General features: G+C 67.9%; 23 protein-coding genes and 1 pseudogene. 10 read left to right on the forward strand and 14 right to left on the reverse strand.

Annotated features, from left to right (window positions below; genetic code table 11):
- Window positions 1-153: 153 nt before the first annotated feature.
- From HB662_RS11030 to HB662_RS11055, 6 genes are all read right to left on the reverse strand, one after another.
- Complete coding sequence (locus HB662_RS11030) at window positions 154-546, reverse strand: XRE family transcriptional regulator (protein WP_168049763.1); 393 nt, start codon at window positions 544-546, stop codon at window positions 154-156.
- A complete protein-coding gene (locus HB662_RS11035; protein WP_168049764.1) occupies window positions 546-917 on the reverse strand; it encodes a type II toxin-antitoxin system RelE/ParE family toxin in 372 nt (123 codons plus the stop codon). The genes HB662_RS11030 and HB662_RS11035 overlap by 1 nt, the downstream gene beginning before the upstream one ends.
- 22 nt (window positions 918-939) lie before the next feature.
- Entirely contained in the window at window positions 940-2,322 is a 1,383-nt protein-coding gene (locus HB662_RS11040) for a tyrosine-type recombinase/integrase (protein ID WP_168049765.1), read from the reverse strand.
- 447 nt (window positions 2,323-2,769) lie between these two features.
- Window positions 2,770-4,809: a prolyl oligopeptidase family serine peptidase gene (locus HB662_RS11045; RefSeq protein ID WP_168050084.1), complete on the reverse strand. Its 2,040-nt coding sequence runs from the start codon at window positions 4,807-4,809 to the stop codon at window positions 2,770-2,772.
- Window positions 4,810-4,948: 139 nt separating this feature from the next.
- Window positions 4,949-5,347: a RidA family protein gene (locus HB662_RS11050; RefSeq protein WP_168049766.1), complete on the reverse strand. Its 399-nt coding sequence runs from the start codon at window positions 5,345-5,347 to the stop codon at window positions 4,949-4,951.
- Window positions 5,348-5,451: 104 nt separating this feature from the next.
- Entirely contained in the window at window positions 5,452-6,144 is a 693-nt protein-coding gene (locus HB662_RS11055) for a type 1 glutamine amidotransferase domain-containing protein (protein WP_168049767.1), read from the reverse strand.
- Between HB662_RS11055 and HB662_RS11060 the strand changes: the two genes are divergently transcribed.
- The 5 genes and pseudogenes from HB662_RS11060 (at window position 6,143) to HB662_RS11075 (ending at window position 8,489) form a co-directional block, all read left to right on the forward strand.
- Window positions 6,143-6,424: a hypothetical protein gene (locus HB662_RS11060; protein ID WP_168049768.1), complete on the forward strand. Its 282-nt coding sequence runs from the start codon at window positions 6,143-6,145 to the stop codon at window positions 6,422-6,424. The two genes, HB662_RS11055 and HB662_RS11060, sit on opposite strands and share 2 nt — an antisense overlap.
- A gap of 197 nt (window positions 6,425-6,621) precedes the next feature.
- Window positions 6,622-6,672, forward strand: a pseudogene (locus HB662_RS29945) (hypothetical protein); the annotation flags it as partial.
- 100 nt (window positions 6,673-6,772) lie between these two features.
- Window positions 6,773-7,495 (forward strand): LysR substrate-binding domain-containing protein, encoded by a 723-nt coding sequence (locus tag HB662_RS11065; RefSeq protein WP_342449488.1) that lies wholly within the window; start codon window positions 6,773-6,775, stop codon window positions 7,493-7,495.
- 143 nt (window positions 7,496-7,638) lie between these two features.
- Window positions 7,639-8,049: a hypothetical protein gene (locus HB662_RS11070; protein ID WP_168049769.1), complete on the forward strand. Its 411-nt coding sequence runs from the start codon at window positions 7,639-7,641 to the stop codon at window positions 8,047-8,049.
- 107 nt (window positions 8,050-8,156) lie between these two features.
- Window positions 8,157-8,489: an Atu4866 domain-containing protein gene (locus HB662_RS11075; protein ID WP_168049770.1), complete on the forward strand. Its 333-nt coding sequence runs from the start codon at window positions 8,157-8,159 to the stop codon at window positions 8,487-8,489.
- A 209-nt stretch (window positions 8,490-8,698) separates the two neighbouring features.
- Here HB662_RS11075 and HB662_RS11080 read toward each other — a convergent pair whose 3' ends face one another.
- Genes HB662_RS11080 through HB662_RS11110 form a run of 7 tightly spaced genes read right to left on the reverse strand, consistent with a single transcriptional unit; the run spans window position 8,699 to window position 14,879 of the window.
- Window positions 8,699-10,450: a SulP family inorganic anion transporter gene (locus HB662_RS11080; RefSeq protein WP_168049771.1), complete on the reverse strand. Its 1,752-nt coding sequence runs from the start codon at window positions 10,448-10,450 to the stop codon at window positions 8,699-8,701.
- A 4-nt stretch (window positions 10,451-10,454) separates the two neighbouring features.
- Entirely contained in the window at window positions 10,455-12,119 is a 1,665-nt protein-coding gene (locus HB662_RS11085; protein ID WP_168049772.1) for a bifunctional protein tyrosine phosphatase family protein/NAD(P)/FAD-dependent oxidoreductase, read from the reverse strand.
- A 47-nt stretch (window positions 12,120-12,166) separates the two neighbouring features.
- Window positions 12,167-12,817 (reverse strand): peroxiredoxin, encoded by a 651-nt coding sequence (locus tag HB662_RS11090; RefSeq protein WP_168049773.1) that lies wholly within the window; start codon window positions 12,815-12,817, stop codon window positions 12,167-12,169.
- 24 nt (window positions 12,818-12,841) lie between these two features.
- Window positions 12,842-13,735 (reverse strand): MBL fold metallo-hydrolase, encoded by an 894-nt coding sequence (locus HB662_RS11095; protein WP_168049774.1) that lies wholly within the window; start codon window positions 13,733-13,735, stop codon window positions 12,842-12,844.
- Window positions 13,736-13,766: 31 nt separating this feature from the next.
- Complete coding sequence (locus HB662_RS11100) at window positions 13,767-14,222, reverse strand: DUF6691 family protein (RefSeq protein WP_168049775.1); 456 nt, start codon at window positions 14,220-14,222, stop codon at window positions 13,767-13,769.
- A gap of 8 nt (window positions 14,223-14,230) precedes the next feature.
- Window positions 14,231-14,659 carry a YeeE/YedE family protein gene (locus tag HB662_RS11105; protein ID WP_168049776.1) on the reverse strand — a complete coding sequence of 143 codons (429 nt, stop codon included), beginning with the start codon at window positions 14,657-14,659 and terminating at the stop codon, window positions 14,231-14,233.
- A 1-nt stretch (window position 14,660) separates the two neighbouring features.
- Window positions 14,661-14,879 carry a YgaP family membrane protein gene (locus HB662_RS11110; protein ID WP_209443230.1) on the reverse strand — a complete coding sequence of 73 codons (219 nt, stop codon included), beginning with the start codon at window positions 14,877-14,879 and terminating at the stop codon, window positions 14,661-14,663.
- A 75-nt stretch (window positions 14,880-14,954) separates the two neighbouring features.
- On the opposite strand from HB662_RS11110, the gene HB662_RS11115 reads away from it, so the two are divergent.
- Window positions 14,955-15,326, forward strand: a complete 372-nt coding sequence (locus HB662_RS11115) for an ArsR/SmtB family transcription factor (protein WP_168049777.1) — start codon at window positions 14,955-14,957, stop codon at window positions 15,324-15,326.
- Here the strand turns inward: HB662_RS11115 and HB662_RS11120 are convergent.
- Window positions 15,245-15,718 carry an Rrf2 family transcriptional regulator gene (locus tag HB662_RS11120; protein WP_168049778.1) on the reverse strand — a complete coding sequence of 158 codons (474 nt, stop codon included), beginning with the start codon at window positions 15,716-15,718 and terminating at the stop codon, window positions 15,245-15,247. The genes HB662_RS11115 and HB662_RS11120 overlap by 82 nt on opposite strands.
- Window positions 15,719-15,814: 96 nt before the next feature.
- Here HB662_RS11120 and HB662_RS11125 point away from each other — a divergent pair, with 96 nt between their 5' ends.
- Genes HB662_RS11125 through HB662_RS11140 form a run of 4 tightly spaced genes read left to right on the forward strand, consistent with a single transcriptional unit; the run spans window position 15,815 to window position 18,822 of the window.
- The gene (locus HB662_RS11125; protein ID WP_168049779.1) at window positions 15,815-17,227 is read left to right on the forward strand and encodes a cytochrome ubiquinol oxidase subunit I; all 1,413 of its coding nucleotides are present in this window, start codon (window positions 15,815-15,817) and stop codon (window positions 17,225-17,227) included.
- A 10-nt stretch (window positions 17,228-17,237) separates the two neighbouring features.
- Window positions 17,238-18,242 carry a cytochrome d ubiquinol oxidase subunit II gene (gene cydB, locus HB662_RS11130; RefSeq protein WP_168049780.1) on the forward strand — a complete coding sequence of 335 codons (1,005 nt, stop codon included), beginning with the start codon at window positions 17,238-17,240 and terminating at the stop codon, window positions 18,240-18,242.
- On the forward strand, window positions 18,239-18,355 hold the full coding sequence (locus HB662_RS11135) for a DUF2474 family protein (RefSeq protein ID WP_209443231.1): 117 nt from the start codon (window positions 18,239-18,241) through the stop codon (window positions 18,353-18,355). The genes cydB and HB662_RS11135 overlap by 4 nt, the downstream gene beginning before the upstream one ends.
- 35 nt (window positions 18,356-18,390) lie before the next feature.
- Window positions 18,391-18,822, forward strand: a complete 432-nt coding sequence (locus HB662_RS11140) for a hypothetical protein (protein WP_168049781.1) — start codon at window positions 18,391-18,393, stop codon at window positions 18,820-18,822.
- The last annotated feature ends 19 nt before the right edge of the window (window positions 18,823-18,841 follow it).

Below are 18,841 nucleotides of genomic sequence, written 5' to 3' on the forward strand. Positions count from 1 at the left end.
TCCATGACGGGCCGGCCGCGAGCCTCTCTCTCGGCCCGGAAACCCGTCACGGCGCCAGCCGCCAAACTCTCACTCTGCGTTCGAAGCGCTACCGCCGGATTTCGCCCATCCCGGCACCCGGATCCTGGGTACTACTCACGGCGGATCGTCCGATCACCCGGCGCGGGCGGCCGCACGCGGCTTGGTCTGCCGCTTGACTGCGACCTTCCTGGGCCCGGCGGAAACGCTCGGGGCGACGTCGCCCAAGTGCTCGATCCGTACAGGCGCGCGTGAAGGCAGGCGGACGACGAGCTCCAGCTTTCCGCCGATCGCCTCGACATAGCTTCGGAGCGTCGAGAGATACATGTCCGCCTGCTTCTCGATCTTCGAAATCGAGGGCTGCTTAACCCGCAAGGCAGATGCGATTTCCACCTGCGCCTTGCCAGCCATACGGCGCAGCTCGCTCAGGCTCTCAACCTCATCAATGAGCTCCTGGGCGCGCGCCTCAACACGTGCCCGCCGCGCCTCGGGAAGCGCGGCAACGACATCATTCAGTGTTCGTCCCATCACGTTTTTCCCTTCTTCGCGGCCTTGAGCCGATCGAGATGCACCCTGAAGCGCCTTTCGGCTTTCGCGATGAGCGATCTGTAGAAGCGCTTCTCACTGCCACCCGATTTGTCGCCGGCGACGAGCAGGATGGCCTTGCGCTCGGGATCGAACGCGAAGGCGACACGCCAGACGCCGCCCTCCGCCTCGAACCGCAGTTCCTTCATGTTGGCGAACGCCGAATCCTTGAGCGTATCCGCATGCGGGCGGCTCAAATTCGGACCGAACGCGGAGAGGAGCTTGGCGGAAGCCAACAGTTCATCCTGCACGGCTTCCGGTAGCTCTCCGAACTCCGCATCGAACTCATCAACAAATAAGACCTGCCAAGTCATTTATAGCTCCCAGGCTATATCGTCAAGGCTTCAGGCCGTGAGGCCCCGGGGTCTGATCGGCGGCGCTGGCTTCGGCCAGGTGGCTCACGGCCGGCAGCAAAGGGTTCCCGAGGTGCCGTGAGAGCGCCATCTCCCTGGACGCGCGATCCAGCGCGTAGCCCCGACGCCGGAACTGCGCACCCTCCAGCAGCGCCTGGATGTATCCGGCGACCGTATCGGCGGCCATGATCAGCGACGTGTCGACCGCGTGAATGTACCGGCTGGTCACCGATCCCTGAGCGTGTCCCAGCAAAGCTGCGACAGTCGACTCAGTGAAGCCGAGATCGTTTGCGATGCTGGCGAAGCTGTGGCGCAAGACATGGGGGGTGACGTCAGCGAGCGGTGTCTTCGCGAACATCCTATCCCAGTGCTTCGGGAAGCCGATCAACGGCTTGCCATCGAGGAAGCCGCGGAACACCGGGCCGACTGGCTCACGCGGCCTATCCGACTCCAGCATATCGACGGCGGGAAGTCCGATCGGGCGCACGGACGCGCCCTCCTTCGTATCGTGGAGCCGAAGACAGCTGTTACCGGTGTCCACCTCGGACCAGGTCAGATTCAGGATCTCGCCGCGCCGGCACCCGCTCAGGGCGAGCAGCCGGGTGATCTTGGCCGAGGTTCGGAGCTGATCGTCAGCGTGCGCCTTCGCCAGCAACCTCCCGAGCAGCCGATACTCGTCCTCCGAGAGACGTCGCGTCCTCTTCTGGTCGGCGGCTTTACGAATGCCATGCGCCGGGTTGGTACTGATGATGCCGGCCTCCCGCGCATAGGTCAGCAGCGCGCCCAGGAAGCCAACCGTGCGGCGGCCCGTCCCCATGCCGCCGCGGACGATGGCGCGCCCGCGCCTCCGCGTCTTTACGTCGGCCTTTGTCTTTCCAGATGCGATGTCGCGCATGAATTGCGTCACGTCGGCGTTGGTGAGGTCCTTCACGCGCCGCGTGCCGAGCAGCGGGACGATATGGCGCTTGATCCGACCTTCGTCCGTGTAGATCGTCGAGGCCTTCTTGGGCCGTTGCTTTTTGCCAAGGATCAGGCCGGCCTTGGCATCGGCCAGATAGCGCTCGCAGAGCTCTTTGACCGTGATCGCGCGGTGGTCGAGCTCGCGCTGCTCCGCCGGATTGTCGCCTTGCGCAATCCGGCCCAGGAGCACGCGAGCTTCCCGCCTCGCCGTCTCGGGCGTCCACACGCCATGAGTGCCGATCGTGAAGCGGCGGGTGCGCCCCTTGGCGCGATACTGCACCAGGTAACTGCGCCGGCCCGAGGTGAACACCCGCATGCCGAACCCGGGCAGTTCGTCATCCCAGATGAAGTAGTCCCCGGCCTGCGGCGTTGCCTGGTCGACGGTGCGCTTGCTGAGCTTTCCCACGTCCTGTGCTCCTGGTCCGAGTTGGGACCCGTGGCTCCACTTACGGAAGCACCACGGAAGCACCCGGGCCGAAACTTCGACGTGCAGACGGATACACGATGCGGTCGGCGGTGCCAGAAAATCTCAATCTACGTAGTGGTTTAGGGGGTTCTAGCGTAAAGAGAGAAAGACTGGCGAAGACCGCCCCAACACGCTCCGAAGGCAGAGGTCGAAGGTTCGAATCCTTTCGGGTCCGCCAATTTCCAAACTGATCAAGGGTCTGGCGGAACATCGTTCCGGCCGAGCCCGGCTGCGCCTGCTCACGGAAGCGGCGTCGGCCCAGGCATCCGCCCGACCTTGGCCTCCCGGCCTGCTCGCCCTCGCGGCACACCTTTTGCCAAACCAGCGCGGATCCGCGCTCCGGGTGCTTTGCGGATCCAGCCGAAGCCGCTTCTGCCCCGCGCACCCTCAGGATGCCAGACCCGTCCAGCGCGCCGCGAAGGCCCACATGTCGGCGACTTCCTCGATCACCTTGGCGATCGGCTTGCCGGCGCCATGGCCGGCGCGGGAATCGATGCGCAGAAGCCGGGGGCGGTCGCCGAGATCGGCTGCCTGCAGCGCCGCGACATATTTGAAGCTGTGCGCGGGCACGACGCGGTCATCCGTGTCGGCCGTCGTCGCCAGGATTGCGGGATAGCCCTCGCCGTCGCGGATGTTGTGATAGGGCGAGTAGCCCAGAAGATTGCGGAAATCCGCTTCATCGGCCGGATCGCCGAACTCGCTCACCCACAGCTGCCCGCCGGTGAACCGGTCGAAGCGAAGCATGTCCATCACCCCGACGCCGGGCAGGGCGGCGGCGAACAGCCCAGGCCGCTGATTGATCACGGCCCCGACCAGAAGCCCGCCATTCGACTCGCCCTGGATGGCGAGACCTTCGGGCGCGGCGATTCCTTCAGCCGTGAGATGGGCGGCCGCGGCAATGACGTCGTCGAAGCTGTTCTGCTTGTTGAGGAGACGGCCGGCATCATGCCACGCCTTGCCATACTCCCCACCGCCCCGGACGTTCGCGACGGCAACCACGCCGCCCCGCTCGGCCCATGCCAGGAAGGCCGGCGAATAGACGGGGACGATGCTGATGCCATAGCCGCCATAGGCATGCAGCAGCGTCGCGGCCGGCCCGGTGATGTCGCTGCGGCGGATGATGAGCATCGGCACCCGCGTGCCGTCCTTCGAGGCATAGAATCGCTGCTCGACGACGATCCGCGCATCAATCGCGACATTCGGCTCCGCCCAGCCCGTGCTGGCATTGGCGGCCACGTCGTAGCGATGAATCGTGACCGGTCGGTTGTAGCTGGTGAAGGCGAAGAAGGCCTCGTTGTCGGAAAGGCGGCCGCTGAATCCGCCGGCGCTGCCAATGCCGGGCAACGGCACCACGCCATCAGGCGTACCGTCGAGCCGGAAGCGCTTCACCTGCGTCTTCGCATCGGCCAGGTACAAGACGATGAGCCGGTCGCCAAGCAACGCCACGTCGTTCAGGACGTCTTCCTGCTCGGGGACGAGATCCGTGAAGCCGGGCACGACCGCATCGAGATCCAGCGTGACGATCCTGCCACGCTCGGCGTCAAGCTGGGTCGTCAGGAAGACCCGCGTGCCGACGCTGCCAACAACGCTCCAGTAGTGGTCGAAGTTGGAAACCAGCGTACGCGACGGCCAGTCCGGCTTCGTGAGATCCACGATCGTCGGCATGCTGCCGCCCGATCCGGGGGTTGAGTAGATCGCGGCATGGCGGCCATCCTCGGTCACCGTCGCGATGTGCACCAGGTGCGGCTGCCCCGGCGTGGCGTGAACGATCCGGTCCTGTGCCTGTGGCGTGCCGAGCGCATGAAAATACACGGCATGACCACCCACGGGCGCCGCTGACGGCGCATTATCCGCCGGTGCGGGAAAGCGGGAGTAGAAGAAGCCGGCGCCATCCTTCGCCCAAGCGATGGTCGTGAAGCGCGCCCATTCGATCCAGTCCTCCAGAAGCTCGCCGCTGGCGACATCGAGGACACGGATCGTCCGCCAATCCGTTCCTCCGTCCTGCACGCCGAAGGCAAGGAGCGTGCCGTCCTCGGAGGGCGACCATTCCGCAAGCGCGGTCGCGCCATCCGCCGACCATCGGTTCGGATCGACCAGCACGCGATCCGGCCCATCCGGCCCCTCGCGCATGACGAGGGCCGGTTGATTGTCCAGCCCGGCATTGCGCGTGAAGAAGTAGCGCCCGCCCCGCTTCCGCGGGACCGTGAGGCGTTCATGATCGAACATGGCCGCCAGTCGCGCGCGGAATGCATCGCGCCCCGGCAGCGTCGCGAGATGGGCGCGGGTGGCGCGGTCCTGCGCCGCGATCCATGCGGCCACCTCGCGGTCGCGGCGCGCGTCGTTCTCGAGCCAGCGGTACGGATCGACGATCCGGTGGCCGAACCGCTCCTCCACGACATCGGTCCGGCGCGTTTCCGGGTAGGTCATCTTCGGCACGATCGGCTCCGTTGCTGTCTTGGCTTGGGCCGGCTGGGAAAACCGGCGTTGCGTCGATTGCTCGGCACCGCGTCGCACGGCGCCCGGGATCGGCGCGATGGACGGATGGCCAATGGGCGATGCTGGCCGGCTATGCCCGCCCGGGAATCCGCGCGATCACCTTGATCTCGAAGTCGAACCCGGCGAGCCAGGTGACCCCGATCGCCGTCCAGGCCGGGTGGGGCGGTTCGGGGAAGTGCTGGTTCTTGACCTTCATGACCGCCTCGAACTGGCGCTCCGGGTCCGTGTGGAAGCTGGTCACGTCGAGGATGTCCTCGAAACCGCAGCCGGCGGCCCTGAGCGTCGCCGCGAGGTTGTCGAAGGCCCGCTGGACCTGGCGCTCGAAGTCCGGCTCGGGGCTGCCATCCTCGCGGCTGCCGACCTGGCCGGAAACGAATAGAAGATCGCCGGAGCGGATCGCGGCGGAATAGCCATGCGCCTCATACAGGGCGTGGCGGCCGGCCGGGAATATGGCTTCGCGCTTGGTCATGAGATTGCTCCTGGTTGTTGGTGCCTGGCGCATCCGCGCCGATCGGGATGCGCGCTGTCACGCAGGGCAGGTCGGTCGGTCCGTCTGCAGTTGGTTCATCGGGCCTATCGCGCGAGCGGGCGCCTGACTGCCTCAAGCAGACGCTGCGCGGCGCTGGCGGACGAGGCCGGATTCTGACCGGTGATCAACAGGCCGTCCTGCACCACATGGGGCCCCCAGTCCGGACCGCTCGAATAGATGCCGCCTTTCGCCTTCAGTTCGTCCTCGACGAGGAAGGGCACCACCTTGGCAAGGCCGACGCCGGCTTCCTCGGTGTTGGTGAAACCGGTCACCTTCCTGCCCTCGACCAGCGGGCGGCCCTCCGCGGTCTTCACGTGCCGCAGCACGCCCGGCGCGTGGCAGACCAGAGCGACCGGCTTGTCCGCCGCGACGAAGGCTTCGATCAGATCGGCCGAATCCCGGCTCTCCGCCAGATCCCACATCGGACCATGGCCGCCCGGGTAGAAGACCGTGTCGAAATCGCGGGACGTGACATCGGCAAGCCGCACGGTGTTCGCCAGCGCCGCATTCGCCTCGTTATCCGCCTCGAAGCGGCGCGTCGCATCGATCTGGAAATCGGCTTCGGCGCTCTTGGGATCGAGGGGCGGCCGGCCGCCCTTCGGGGAGGCGAGCGTGATCTCGCAACCGGCGTCCTTGAACACGTAATAGGGTGCAGCGAGTTCCTCGAGCCAGAAGCCGGTCTTGCGGCCGGTGTCGCCGAGCTGGTCGTGCGAGGTCAGAACCATCAGGATCTTCATGTCGGGTGCTCCGTTGGATGTTCGTCGGCGGGGCGGCAGTCCGCTCGAGCCGTCCCTCCCCTGTCCTTCGCTGTCGTCACACCCCCAAAAGGTGCCGGGCCAGCAGGTGCCGGGCCAGCAGGTGAGTGTTGCGGCTAAGCATTTCGAGGCACAACTACATGACATGCTCGATCCGGACCGGCAGATCGCGCAGGCGCTATCCGATGGCATGAAGGACGGCTTTGGAGATGACCGCCGCAACGCCGACCACGCCGACCTGGTCCACATCCATCGAATATGATGGGGGATGACAGCTTCGGAAGTTCGGCACCATTGCGTGGACGATGAGCCACCTTTGAGACCGGCATGAGCGAACCTGGCCAGGATGACGGGTGGTGCGTCCCGGCCAGGCACGCGCCGGGGCGATGCCCGCCCCCCGGGGCACCCTATGTCGAAGCATTCGACGATGGATCGTGAGAAATGGACCTGTTCAACGCCATGCGGATCTTTGTCCGCATCGTGGAGCGGCGCAGCTTCACCAAGGCCGCCGAGGACCTCGCCATGCCACGCTCCACCGTGACTGGCGCGGTGAAGGCGCTCGACGGCGCGGCTGCGCGTACAGCTCCTCCAGCGGACCACGCGGACGGTCGTGCCGACCCCGGATGGGGGGGCCTACTACGCCGAGTGCACGCGCCTGCTGGCCGAGCTGGAGGACGCCGAGAGCGCCTTCTCCGGCTCCCGCCCGCGCGGCCGGCTGCATGTCGATGCGCACGGCACGCTGGCCCGTCGCTTCATCGTGCCGCGGCTCCCGGCCTTTCTCGAGGCCTATCCGGAGATCGAGCTCTTCATGAGCGACGGCGACCGCTACGTCGACCTGCTGCGGGAGGGTGTGGATTGCGTGGTCCGGGCCGGTACACTCACCGACAGCGACATGATCTCGCGCCGCGTGACCGAGCTGGAGGAGATCACCTGCGCCTCCTCGGCGTATCTCGCGCGGCACGGCGTTCCGCGCGGCCTGGATGACTTCGAGGGCCATCGCATGGTGGGCTTCCGTTCCTCGGCCAGCGGCTCCGTCCTGCCGCTGGAATTCACCGTCGGCCAGGCGGTGCGGGAGGTGAAGCTGCCCTGCGCGCTGACGGTGGGCGGGGCCGAAACCTACGCGGCGGCGGCGATCGCCGGCTTCGGCCTGATCCAGGCACCGCGCTACCGCTTCGAAAGCGAGCTTGCATCCGGCCAGCTGCAGATCGTGCTGCCCCAGCATCCGCCGGTGCCGCTGCCGATCTCGGTGCTGTATCCTCGGGCGAGGCACCTCGCGCCCAGGGTGCGGGTTTTCATCGATTGGCTGGCGGAGGTCTTCCGGGACGTGAGGTAGCGGGCCGGCCGAGGAGTCTGGGCGGGCATTGTTCGCCCTGATGAACGGTGATGTTGGAGAGCGACCGATTATCCGGGGCCAGGGGCAGCACATCTCCTGGCCAGCCGCCGGGCATCTCCGGTGGTGGATCAAGGAGAATCGTGATGCCCCGCTTCCATTTCACCGCGGCCGCCGTCGCCGCACTTGCCCTGTGCTTCGGCGCTCCCGCTCTGGCCGATGACCTCTACCCCCGCACCACCGGCTCCGGCGAGAATATCGAGATCGACTACGGCCCTGCCGGCCAGGGCAACCTCGTCGGCGGCGGCCGCGTGGCCGTCTCCGGCAGCGGCGAGAACGTGCAGCTCCGGCACCTCGACACCGCATTCGCGCAGGCGCCACGGCAGGGCCAGGTTCCGTTCACCATCGGATCCGGCGAGGGGTCCGCCACGGTCTGGGTGCCGGCCGGCATCGAACGCAGCCGCCTTGCGCTGATCGGCTCGGACGGCTCGGTGCCCGGAGCGACGGACAGGCCCTTCCTCGCGGCCACGCCCAGCCGCGTGCCTGGCCGCGGCTGATGCGGACGCGCCACATCCTGAACGGCGGGAAAGCCTCGGTCGAGGCCGGCCCGTCTGCCTCGCATGACGCGCCGATCGCGCCGCCACGCGGCCGGCCGTCGGGAACGATGCGCCGTGCATTCGCAATCCTGCTGACCGGCACGCTGCTGGGGCAATCCGCTGAAGCCGGGGAACCTGCCATGCAGACCAATCATCCCTATGCCGGAATGTGGGTGACGGAGGACGGCCGCGTGCGCCACGAACTCCTGCCAGGCGGCCGTTATGTCGAGGCCCGCGGCAGGCGCGAGCGCGCCTACGAAGGCCGCTACGAAGTGACGCGCACGCATATCGAATACTGGGACGACACCGGCTTCACCGCCGATGGCGACTTCGTCGACCTGAACACACTGCATCACGGCGGCATGGTCCTCCGCCGCCGCCAGGGCGCCGGGGAGAATTGATCGGCCATACGCGCAAGCGGGCCCACCATGCGGCACTCGCGAAGCGCGTCGTGAGAGGAGTGGGCCGGCCCCTGACAGGTCGTCACTGCTCATGTCCCTTCACGGCTTCGCGGTGCGCATGTCCCGGCCCCGCACCGCTTCCACAAGCGTCTTCGGCGCGGCAGGTCGGCCGCGCCGAGGTCGCGTTCAGCCCGGCCAGGCGGCGCCTGTCATCCGGCCGCGTCGGCCGCCACCGGCTGGGCCGGAACTGCATCACCCAGCAGCGTCGCGCAGGCTTCGTGCTGGGACAGGAACACCTGCCCCTTGAAGTGGTCGAAGAAATCCGACCGCTGCAACGCGTCCATCACCGGGCCCTTCACTTCGGAGAGGTGGAAGCCGATGCCGGCGGAGCGCAGCCGGTCCGCGATCGCCTCCAGGCTTTCCAGGGCGCTGGCGTCGATCAGGTTCACCGCCGAGCACATCAGCACGACATGCCGCAGGCCCGGACGCGCCGCGACTTCCGCGATGACGCGATCCTCCAGGAAGCGCGCATTGGCGAAATACAGGCTCTCATCCACCCGGATCGACAGCAGCGCCGGGTTGGTGATCACGCGGTGCCGGTCGACATTGCGGAAATGCTCGGTGCCCGGCACCTGGCCGACTATCGCGATGTGCGGCGTGCTGGTGCGCCACAGGAACAGCAGCAGCGACAGCGCCATCCCCGCGATGATCCCGGCCTCCACGCCGACGAACAGCACCAGCAGGATGGTGGTCGCCATCGCCGCGAAATCCGCCTTCGAATAGACGAAGGTCCGGCGGATCGCGGCGAAATCGACCAGCGACAGCACGGCGACGATGATGGTGGCCGCCAGCACCGCCTGAGGCAGGAAGCGGAACAGCGGCGTCAGGAACAGCGTCGCGGCCAGGATGCCGGCCGCGGTCGCCGCACCCGCCAGCGGCGTCGCGGCACCCGCGTCGAAATTGACCACGGATCGCGCGAAGCCGCCCGTCACCGGGTAGCCGCCGGAGACCGCGGCCGCCAGGTTGGCGGTGCCCAGCCCCACCAGCTCCTGATTCGGCACGATGCGCTGCCGCCGCTTTGCCGCCAGGGTCTGCGCGACGGAGACGGATTCGACGAAGCCCACCAGGCTGATCAGCACCGCCGCCGGAAGAAGCTGCAGCCACAGCGCCGGGTCGAAGCTGGGCAGTGCGAAGGGCGGCAGGCCAGCGGGAATTTCGCCGACGATCCGCACCCCGGCCTCATCGAGACCGAGCACCACCACCGCCAGGATCGACAGGATGATGGCCGCCAGCGGCCCCGCCTTGGCCAGCAGGTCCGCCAGCCGCCGGCCCAGCCCGGCGCGCAGCAGCAACGGCTTCAGCGACTGCCGCGACCAGAACAGGAAGCCGGTCGCGGCGACGCCGATCAGCAGCGTCGCAGCATTCGTCCCGCCCAGCCCCTGCGCCAGCCCCGCCACGATATGCGGCAGCGTGTCACCCTCCGCCCGGATGCCGAGGATATGCTTGAGCTGGCTCGCCGCGATCAGGATGCCCGACGCGGTGATGAAGCCGGAGATCACCGGATGGCTCAGGAAGTTCGCCAGGAAGCCCAGCCGCAGCACGGCCATCGCCAGCAGCACCAGGCCCGACAGGAAGGCCAACGTGATCGCCGCCGTGACATACTCGGCCGAGCCCGCCAAAGCGATCGGCGCCACCGCCGCCGCCGTCATCAGCGACACCACGGCGACCGGCCCGACCGCCAGCGTACGGCTGGTGCCGAACAGCGCATAGGCGACCAGCGGAAGGATGGAGGCATACAGCCCCACCACCGGCGGCAGGCCGGCCAGCATGGCGTAGGCCAGGCTCTGCGGCACCAGCATGATGGTGACGATGATGGCGGCGAACAGGTCGTTCACCGCCTCCGCCCGCGTGTAGCGCGGTGCCCATTCGAGGATCGGCAGGAAGCGTGCGAGGTGGCGCATGGTATCAGCCGGCCATCTGCGGCTTGGCCATCCATTCCCGCCCGCGCAGCATCGCCTTCCAGTAGATCGGCGGCAGCATGCGTTCCTTCAGCAGCCAGGCGAGATGGCTCGGCTCGGTATCCTTGATGAGCCAGGACGGGAAGCTCGGCAGGCGCTTGCCGCCATAGCCGAATTCCGCGAGCACGATCTTCCCCCGCTCCACCGTCAGGGGGCAGGAACCGTAGCCGTCATAGACGGCATCCGCCCCCTGGATCAGGCCGAGATCCTTCAGCAGATTATGCGCGACCACCGGCGCCTGCTTGCGGGCGGCCGCGGCGGTCTTCGCGTTCGGTGCGCTGCAGGCATCGCCCAGGCCGTAGATGCCGGGGAGCGTCCTGTGGCGCAGCGTCGCCTGGTCCACGTCGATCCAGCCCGCCGCATCGGCCAGCGGCGAGACACGGATGATGTCGGGCGCCATCTGCGGTGGCACGACATGCAGCATGTCGAACTCGGTCTCCACCATGCTGGTCCCGCCCTCCGCGTCGGCGCGGCGGAACCAGGCACGCCGCGCCGGGCCATCCACCTTCACCAGCGTATGCTGGAAATGCAGTTGCGCATGATACCGCTCGATGTAGCGCATCAGCGCCGGCACATACTCCTTCACGCCGAACAGCACCGCGCCGGAATTGTAGAAATCGACCGCGATGTCATTCAGCCGGCGCGACCGCAGCCAGTGGTCGGCCGAGAGATACAGCGCCTTCTGCGGCGCACCGGCACATTTGATCGGCATCGGCGGCTGGGTGAAGACGGCGCGGCCGGCCTTCAAGCCCCGCACGCATTCCCAGGTATAGGGCGCCAGGTCGTAGCGGTAGTTGGAGGTGACGCCGTTGCGGCCCAGCGTCTCCGTCAGCCCCTCGATGCCGGCCCAGTTCAGCTTGATGCCCGGCGCCACGGCCAGCGCGCGATACTTCACCACGCGGCACCCATCCAGGATGAGCGCGTTCTTCTCCGGCTCAAAGGCGGCGACGGCGGCCTTGATCCAGCGCACGCCCGGGGGAATGAGCGAGGCCATGGTCCTGGCCGTCGTCGCCGGGTCGAAGATGCCGCCGCCGACCATGGTCCAGCCGGGCTGGTAGTAGTGGATATCGGCCGGGTCGATCAGCGCGATATCGAGGTCCGGCTTGCGCGCCTTGAGGCTGGAGGCCAGCGCGATGCCGGCCGCGCCGCCGCCGATGATCACCACCTCATGCGTCGCATCCGCCGCATCGGTCGGCGTACGACCGCCATTGGCAATACGCCGCGCCACCGCCGCCATGTCATAGCCGGCGCCCTTGGTGGCAGAGAGGATGTCCGGCAGCGGGCGTCCCTCGGCGGCCTGTGACAGCGACCACAGCGTGGCGGACCGCGTGCCGCTGCGGCAATAGGCGAGGACGGGCTTCGGCAGCGCCGCGAAGGCCCGGCCGAAATCCTGCGCGTCGCTGTCCTTCACCATGCCGGAAACGACCGGCTGGTAGGCCACCTGCAGCCCGGCGGCGCGCGCTGCCGCCTCGATCTCGGCGAAGGCCGGCTGGTCCGCGCCCTCGCCATCGGGCCGGTTGCAGATCACCGAGCGGAAGCCGGCGTCGGCGATGTCGGCGACGGCGATCTGCGGCGAGACGGACAGCGCGTCGTTGATGGCCCTGATGGTCATTCGTTTCCTCCCTGCCGGCCCTTGCGTCGGGCCTGTCTTCGATGAGGTCAGGCGACCTTGCGAGTGCTGAAGTACCAGTCGGTCGTGGCGAAGCCCTCGCCGGCACGCGCGCGCGCCGCCTCGGCGGTCTTCGGCGGCGGCACGATGGCGTCCTCGCCGGGCGCCCAGTTCTCCGGCGTCGCGATCTTCTGCGTGTCACTGGCCTGCAGCGCCTTCACCAGGCGCAGGATCTCGGCGACCGAGCGGCCATTGCTCATCGGGTAGTAGAGCATGGCGCGCAGGATGCCCTGCGGATCGATCACGAAGGTGGCGCGGACGGCGGAGGTATCGCTCGCACCCGGCTGCACCATGCCATAGGCATGCGCCACCTTCATCGACAGATCCTCGATGATCGGGAAGGGGATGACGACGCCGAACTTCTCCTCGATGTTACGGATCCAGGCGATATGCGCGAAGATGCTGTCGATCGACAGGCCGAGCAGCTCGCAGCCGATCGCCTTGAACTGGTCGTGGTGCCGCGCGAAGCCGATGAATTCGGTGGTGCAGACCGGCGTGAAATCGGCCGGGTGGGAGAACAGCACCAGCCAGCTTCCCTTGTAGTCGGCCAGGCTGCGCGGCCCATCCGTGGTATTGGCGGCGAAGTCGGGCGCCGGACGGTTCAGCCCGGGCAAGGCGAGGGTGGCGGTCTGTTCGGTCATGTCCGTGTCCTTGGCGACGAGGGATCAGAGGGCGTTGACGGGCACCTTGAGGAAGACCCGCCCATTCGGCTCGGCCGGCGGCAGGGCGCCGGCGCGCATGTTGACCTGCAGCGAGGGCAGGATCAGGCGCGGCATGCCAAGGGTACGGTCGCGCGCTTCGCGCATCGCGACGAACTCCTCCTCCGTCATGCCGTCGCGCACATGGATGTTGTGGGCGCGTTCCTCGGCCACCGTGCTCTCCCAGCGGATCTCGCGACCGTTGGGGCCGTAGTCGTGGCACATGAACAGCCGCGTCTCCGGCGGCAGTTGCAGGATGCGGCGCATGGAGCGGAACAGCGTGCGCGCATCGCCGCCTGGGAAGTCGGCGCGGGCGGAGCCACCATCGGGCATGAACAGCGTGTCGCCGACGAAGGCGGCATCGCCCATCACATGCGTGGTGCAGGCCGGCGTATGACCGGGCGTGTGCAGCACGAAGGCCTGCAGGCCGCCGATGGCGTAGCTGTCGCCATCCTTGAACAGACGGTCGAACTGGCTGCCGTCGCGGCGGAACTCGGTGCCCTCGTTGAAGACCTTGCCGAAGACCTCCTGCACCACGGTGATCTTCTCGCCGATGCCGATGCGGCCGCCGAGCTTGTCCTGGATGTAGGGCGCGGCCGAGAGATGATCGGCATGTACATGCGTCTCGATCAGCCATTCCAGCTTCAGCCCATGCGCGCGGATATGGGCGATGATGGCGTCGGCGCTGTCATGGCTGATGCGGCCGGCGGCGTAGTCGATGTCCATCACGGAATCGACCACGGCGCAGGCATTCGAGGCCGGGTCCTTGACCACGTAGCTGATGGTGTTGGTCGGCGCATCGAAGAAGGCCGTCACCTCGGGCTTCACGGACAGGTCCACGCGATGCGGGATGGCGTTCATGGGGCGTCTCCTGTTGTTGCGTTGCGTCGGGTCAGGAACGATGCGGGACGGGGCTGGGGGCAGGCTCCCGCGCGGCGAGCCAGCGGGCGCCCGCCATGCCGGCGAACATGGCGGCCAGGAACAGCCAGGCCGGCGGCCCGCCGGTGGTCAGCGCGGTCAGCGCCGGGCCAGGGCAGAAGCCGGCCAGGCCCCAGCCAATGCCGAAGATCGCCGGGCCCACGAGGATGCGCGTGTCGATCGCGGTCGATGTGGGCAGGTGGAAACGGCTGTCGAAGATCGGGCGGTCCCGGCGCAGCACCAGGCGGTAGCCGATGAAGGTCACCACGACGGCGCCACCCAGGACGAAGGCCAGGCTGGCATCCCAGCCGCCGGTCGGGATGGCGGCGAGGTCGAGGAAGTTCAGCACCTTCGCCGGGTTCGACATGCCGGCGATGACAAGGCCGAGGCCCAGCACGAGGCCGATGACGAATTGCGCGAGAATGACCATGGCTGGCCTCAGATCAGGTGGCGTGTGAGGAAGACGGTGGCGATCGCGGTCGCCATGAAGACCGAGGTCGCGACCAGCGACCGCGGCGAGAGCCGCGCCAGGCCGCAGACGCCGTGGCCGGAGGTGCAGCCATTGCCCCAGACCGCGCCAAAGCCCACCAGGAGGCCGCCGATCAGCAGCAGCGGCGCGGAAGCCTCGATCTGCGGCACCGGCAGGCTACCGGTGGCAAGCCCAACCAGCAGCGGCGCCAGGACGATGCCGAGCACGAAGGCGAAGCGGCCGGCCAGGCCGTTGTCGGCATAGGGTGGCAGCAGGCGGGCGGCGAAGCCGCTGATGCCGGCGATGCGGCCATTCGCCGCCATCAGCGCCACGGCGGCGGCGCCGATCAGTGCGCCGCCGAGCAGCGACGCGACCGGGGTGAAGTCGGTCGCGATCATGTCAGGCCTTGCCCGCGGCGCAGGTGCGGATGCCGAACAGCATGTAGGCCGGGCAGATGCGGAAGATGGCGGTGCCAAGCATCACCACGCCCCATGCCACCAATGCGAAACGCCAGACGCCGAGCGGCGCGAAGGTCTCGACGAAAAGGAAGGGGGCGGCGACCAGCACGACGCCGAGCAGGAAGCGAAGGGCGCGATCGACGGAACCGACATTGGCCATGATGTGTGTCCTCCAGCGTGTTCGTGCTGGACTTTGTATCTGCGCATCTTCTAAGGTGTCAAGATGAAAAGCGAGATGCCGGATACCGCATTTGACGTGATGGCAGGGAGGGCGGAAGGCGCAGCGCGGCTGCTCGCGACGCTGTCCAACGCTAAGCGGCTGCTGGCGCTGTGCCACCTGCTGCATGCCGAGCAATCCGTCGGGCAGCTGGCGGCGCTGGTCGGCCTGACACCCACCGCATTGTCGCATCACTTGGCGCGGATGCGCGACCTCGGCCTGGTCGCGACGCGGCGGGAGGGGCAGACCATCCTGTACAGCCTGGCGAGCGCCGAGGTGGCGGCGATCCTGGAGACGCTCTACCGCCTCTACTGCGCGCCGGCCACCTGCGGCACGGAACCCGCCGGCTCCGCCAGGTCCAGCCGCGCCAGCAGCGCGGCGCGGTTGTAGGCGATGTCCGCGATGGTCAGGTCATCCAGTACCGACAGGAAGGCGCGCAGTGCCCGCTGCAGGCCACGCGACAGATGACAGGCGCCGAGCAGCGGGCAGGTGTTGGTCTCGGGGTTGAAGCACTCGACCAGTTCGAGCGGCGCCTCGGTCCAGCGCACCACCTCGCCCACCGTGATCTGTTCCGCCGGCCGGGCCAGGCGCATGCCGCCATTGCGGCCGCGAATGCTCTCCACATAGCCGCGCCGCGCCAATTCCGCCGCCACCTTCACCAGATGCGCCTTCGAGATTCCATGCGCGCGGGCGACATCCTCCACGGTCACGATTGCCGGCGCGCGAACCGCGGCGAATTGCAAGGTACGGAGCGCATAGTTCGAATACTGGGTCAGGCGCACAGGTCGTCCTTCACGAGATAACCGACATGCAGCGTATTGCTTTTCTGCCGCAATCGCAATAACCTTCCCGTCCGATGACGGTTTAGCGGGGTCCCCATGTTCGGTCTCGAAGCTCTACTGCTCGCACGCATCCAGTTTGCCTTCACGGTCAGCGCGCACATCATCTTCCCCGCCTTCACCATCGGGCTGGCCAGTTATCTGGCGGTGCTGAACGGGCTGGCGCTGCGGACCGGGCGGCCGGTCTTCACCGACCTGTTCAACTACTGGAAGAAGATCTTCGCCGTCACCTTCGGCATGGGCGTCGTTTCCGGCATCGTGATGAGCTACCAGTTCGGCACGAACTGGTCCGTCTTCTCGGACAAGGCCGGCCCCGTGATCGGCCCGCTGATGGGGTACGAGGTGCTCTCGGCCTTCTTCCTCGAAGCGGGCTTCCTCGGCGTCATGCTGTTCGGCCGCGACCGCGTCGGCCCGAAGCTGCATTTCCTGGCGACGCTGATGGTGGCGCTGGGCACCTTCATGTCGGCCTTCTGGATCCTGTCGGTGAACAGCTGGATGCAGACGCCGGCGGGCTACGCGATCAACGATGTCGGGCAGTTCGTCGCCACCGACTGGTGGGCGGTGATCTTCAACCCATCCTTCCCCTATCGCCTGGTGCACATGGTGCTGGCCGCCTACCTGACCACCGCCCTGGTGGTCGGCGCGGTCGGCGCGCTGCACCTGCTGCGCGACCGCGGCAACCAGGCGGCGCGGATCATGTTCTCCATGGCGATGTGGATGGCCGCGATCGTCGCGCCGATCCAGATCATGGCGGGCGACTTCCACGGCCTCAACACGTTGGAACACCAGCCCGCCAAGGTCGCCGCCATGGAGGGACATTTCGAGACCCATGCGGGCGCGCCGCTGATCCTGTTCGGCATCCCCAACCCGGCGGAGGGCCGCGTCGACTACCGGGTGCAGATCCCCAATCTCGGCTCCCTCATCCTGACGCATGAATGGAATGGCGTGGTGCGCGGCCTGAACGAATGGCCGGAAGACCAGCGGCCGCCCGTCAGCATCGTGTTCTGGAGTTTCCGGATCATGGTCGGCATCGGCTTCCTGATGCTCGGCCTGGGGCTCTGGAGCCTGTGGGCGCGCTGGCGCGGCCGGCTGTACGACATGCCATGGCTGCACCGCGCGGCGGTGCTGATGGGCCCCTCCGGCTTCGCCGCGGTGCTTGCCGGCTGGATCACCACGGAGGTCGGCCGCCAGCCCTGGACCGTCTACGGCCTGCTCAGCACCGCGGACTCCGTCTCGCCGATCGCGGCCGCCGCGGTGGGATCCTCGCTGGTCGCCTTCGTCGTCGTTTACTTCCTGCTGTTCGGCGCCGGCACCTACTACATCCTGCGGCTGATGAACCACGCGCCGATACCGGCCGAGCCCGGACTGCCGGCGGAGGAGCCGGTGCGCGCCGGCGGCATCATGCCCGGCCCGGTCATGGCGTCGAAGAACGCCCTGCCGGCTGGCGAGTAGGAGAATAGCCATGACCCTCGACCTGCCGATGATCTGGGCCGCTCTGATCGCCTTCGCGGTGCTGGCCTATGTGGTGCTGGACGGCTTCGACCTCGGCGTCGGCATCCTGTTCCCGCTGCTGGCGGAGGAATCGGATCGCGACGAGGCGATGAACTCCGTCGCCCCCGTATGGGACGGCAACGAAACCTGGCTGGTGCTGGGCGGCGGCGGGCTGCTCGCGGTGTTCCCGCTGGCCTATGCCATCATCATGTCGGCGCTGTACGTGCCGATCATCGTCATGCTGCTGGCGCTGGTGTTCCGCGGGGTCGCCTTCGAATTCCGCTGGCGCACCAAGCGTGGCCAGTTCCTGTGGGACTGGGCCTTCGCCTTCGGCTCCATCCTCGCCGCCTTCGCACAGGGCGTGACGCTGGGCGCGCTGGTGCAGGGCATCGCGGTGGAAGGCCGCGCCTATGCCGGCGGCTGGTGGGACTGGCTCACGCCGTTCAGCCTGCTGACGGGGGTGGCGCTGGTCATCGGCTATGCCTTGCTCGGTGCCACCTGGCTGATCTGGAAGACCGAGGAACATGTCCAGCGCCGCGCCTACCACATCGCCTTCTGGGTCGCCCCGGCGACGCTGCTGCTGATCGGCGCGGTCAGCCTGTGGACGCCCTTCCTCGACCGCCTCTATGCCGAACGCTGGTTCGGCTGGCCGCAGGTGCTGCTGGCAGGGCCGGTGCCGCTGGCCGTGCTGGGCGCGGCCTTCCTGCTGCTGCGCGGGCTGACGCAACGGCGCGAGCTGACACCTTTCCTGGCATCGCTGGCGCTGTTCGTGCTGTGCTTCATCGGCCTCGGGATCAGCTTCTTCCCCTACATGGTGCCGCATGCGGTGACGATCCGCGACGCGGCCGCACCGGATAACAGCCTGGCCTTCCTGCTGGTCGGCGCCGCCGTGCTGGTGCCGATGATCCTGGCCTATACCGCCTACGCCTACTGGGTGTTCCGCGGCAAGGTGAAGTCCGTGGGGGGCTACCATTGAGCCAGGGCCCGCGCGGCCTGCAGTCGCGCCTGCTGTGGTTTGTTCTGATCTGGGCGGCGAGCGTCGCGGCGCTCGGCGTCGTCGGCCTTGCCATCAAGGCGACGCTCCGATGAGCCGCCGCTCCAATCCTCGCAAAAAGGATCCCGTGATGACCCGCAACGTGCTTGCGCGCGCCGCGCTGATGCTGCTGGCTGCCACATCGCCCGGCTTGGCGCAGGAAGCGCCGCGCATACTCGCCCTGGTCACCACGGCGGAGCCGCAGGTGCAGGGCATGGCCTTCGTGCTGCTCGGCGCCATGCGCCAGCAGGGCGCGACGGTGGAGGTGATGCTGTGCGGACCGGCCGGCGACCTTGCGCGGCGCGAGGCGCCCGCCACCACCCCGTTGCGGCCGATGAACGCGACCCCGGCGCAGATGCTGGCCGGCCTGGTGCGTGCCGGCGTGCGCACCGAGGTCTGCGCGCTGTACCTGCCCAATGCCGGCGTCGGGCCGGAGGCGCTGATCGAGGGCGTGCGCCCGGCCCAGCCGCCGGAGATGGCGCGGCGCATGACCGATCGCGGCACCACGGTGCTGCCGTTCTGAGCGCCTCGGGAGGAATGCC

This window comes from Falsiroseomonas frigidaquae, from assembly GCF_012163145.1.
Taxonomy (GTDB): Bacteria; Pseudomonadota; Alphaproteobacteria; order Acetobacterales; family Acetobacteraceae; genus Falsiroseomonas; species Falsiroseomonas frigidaquae.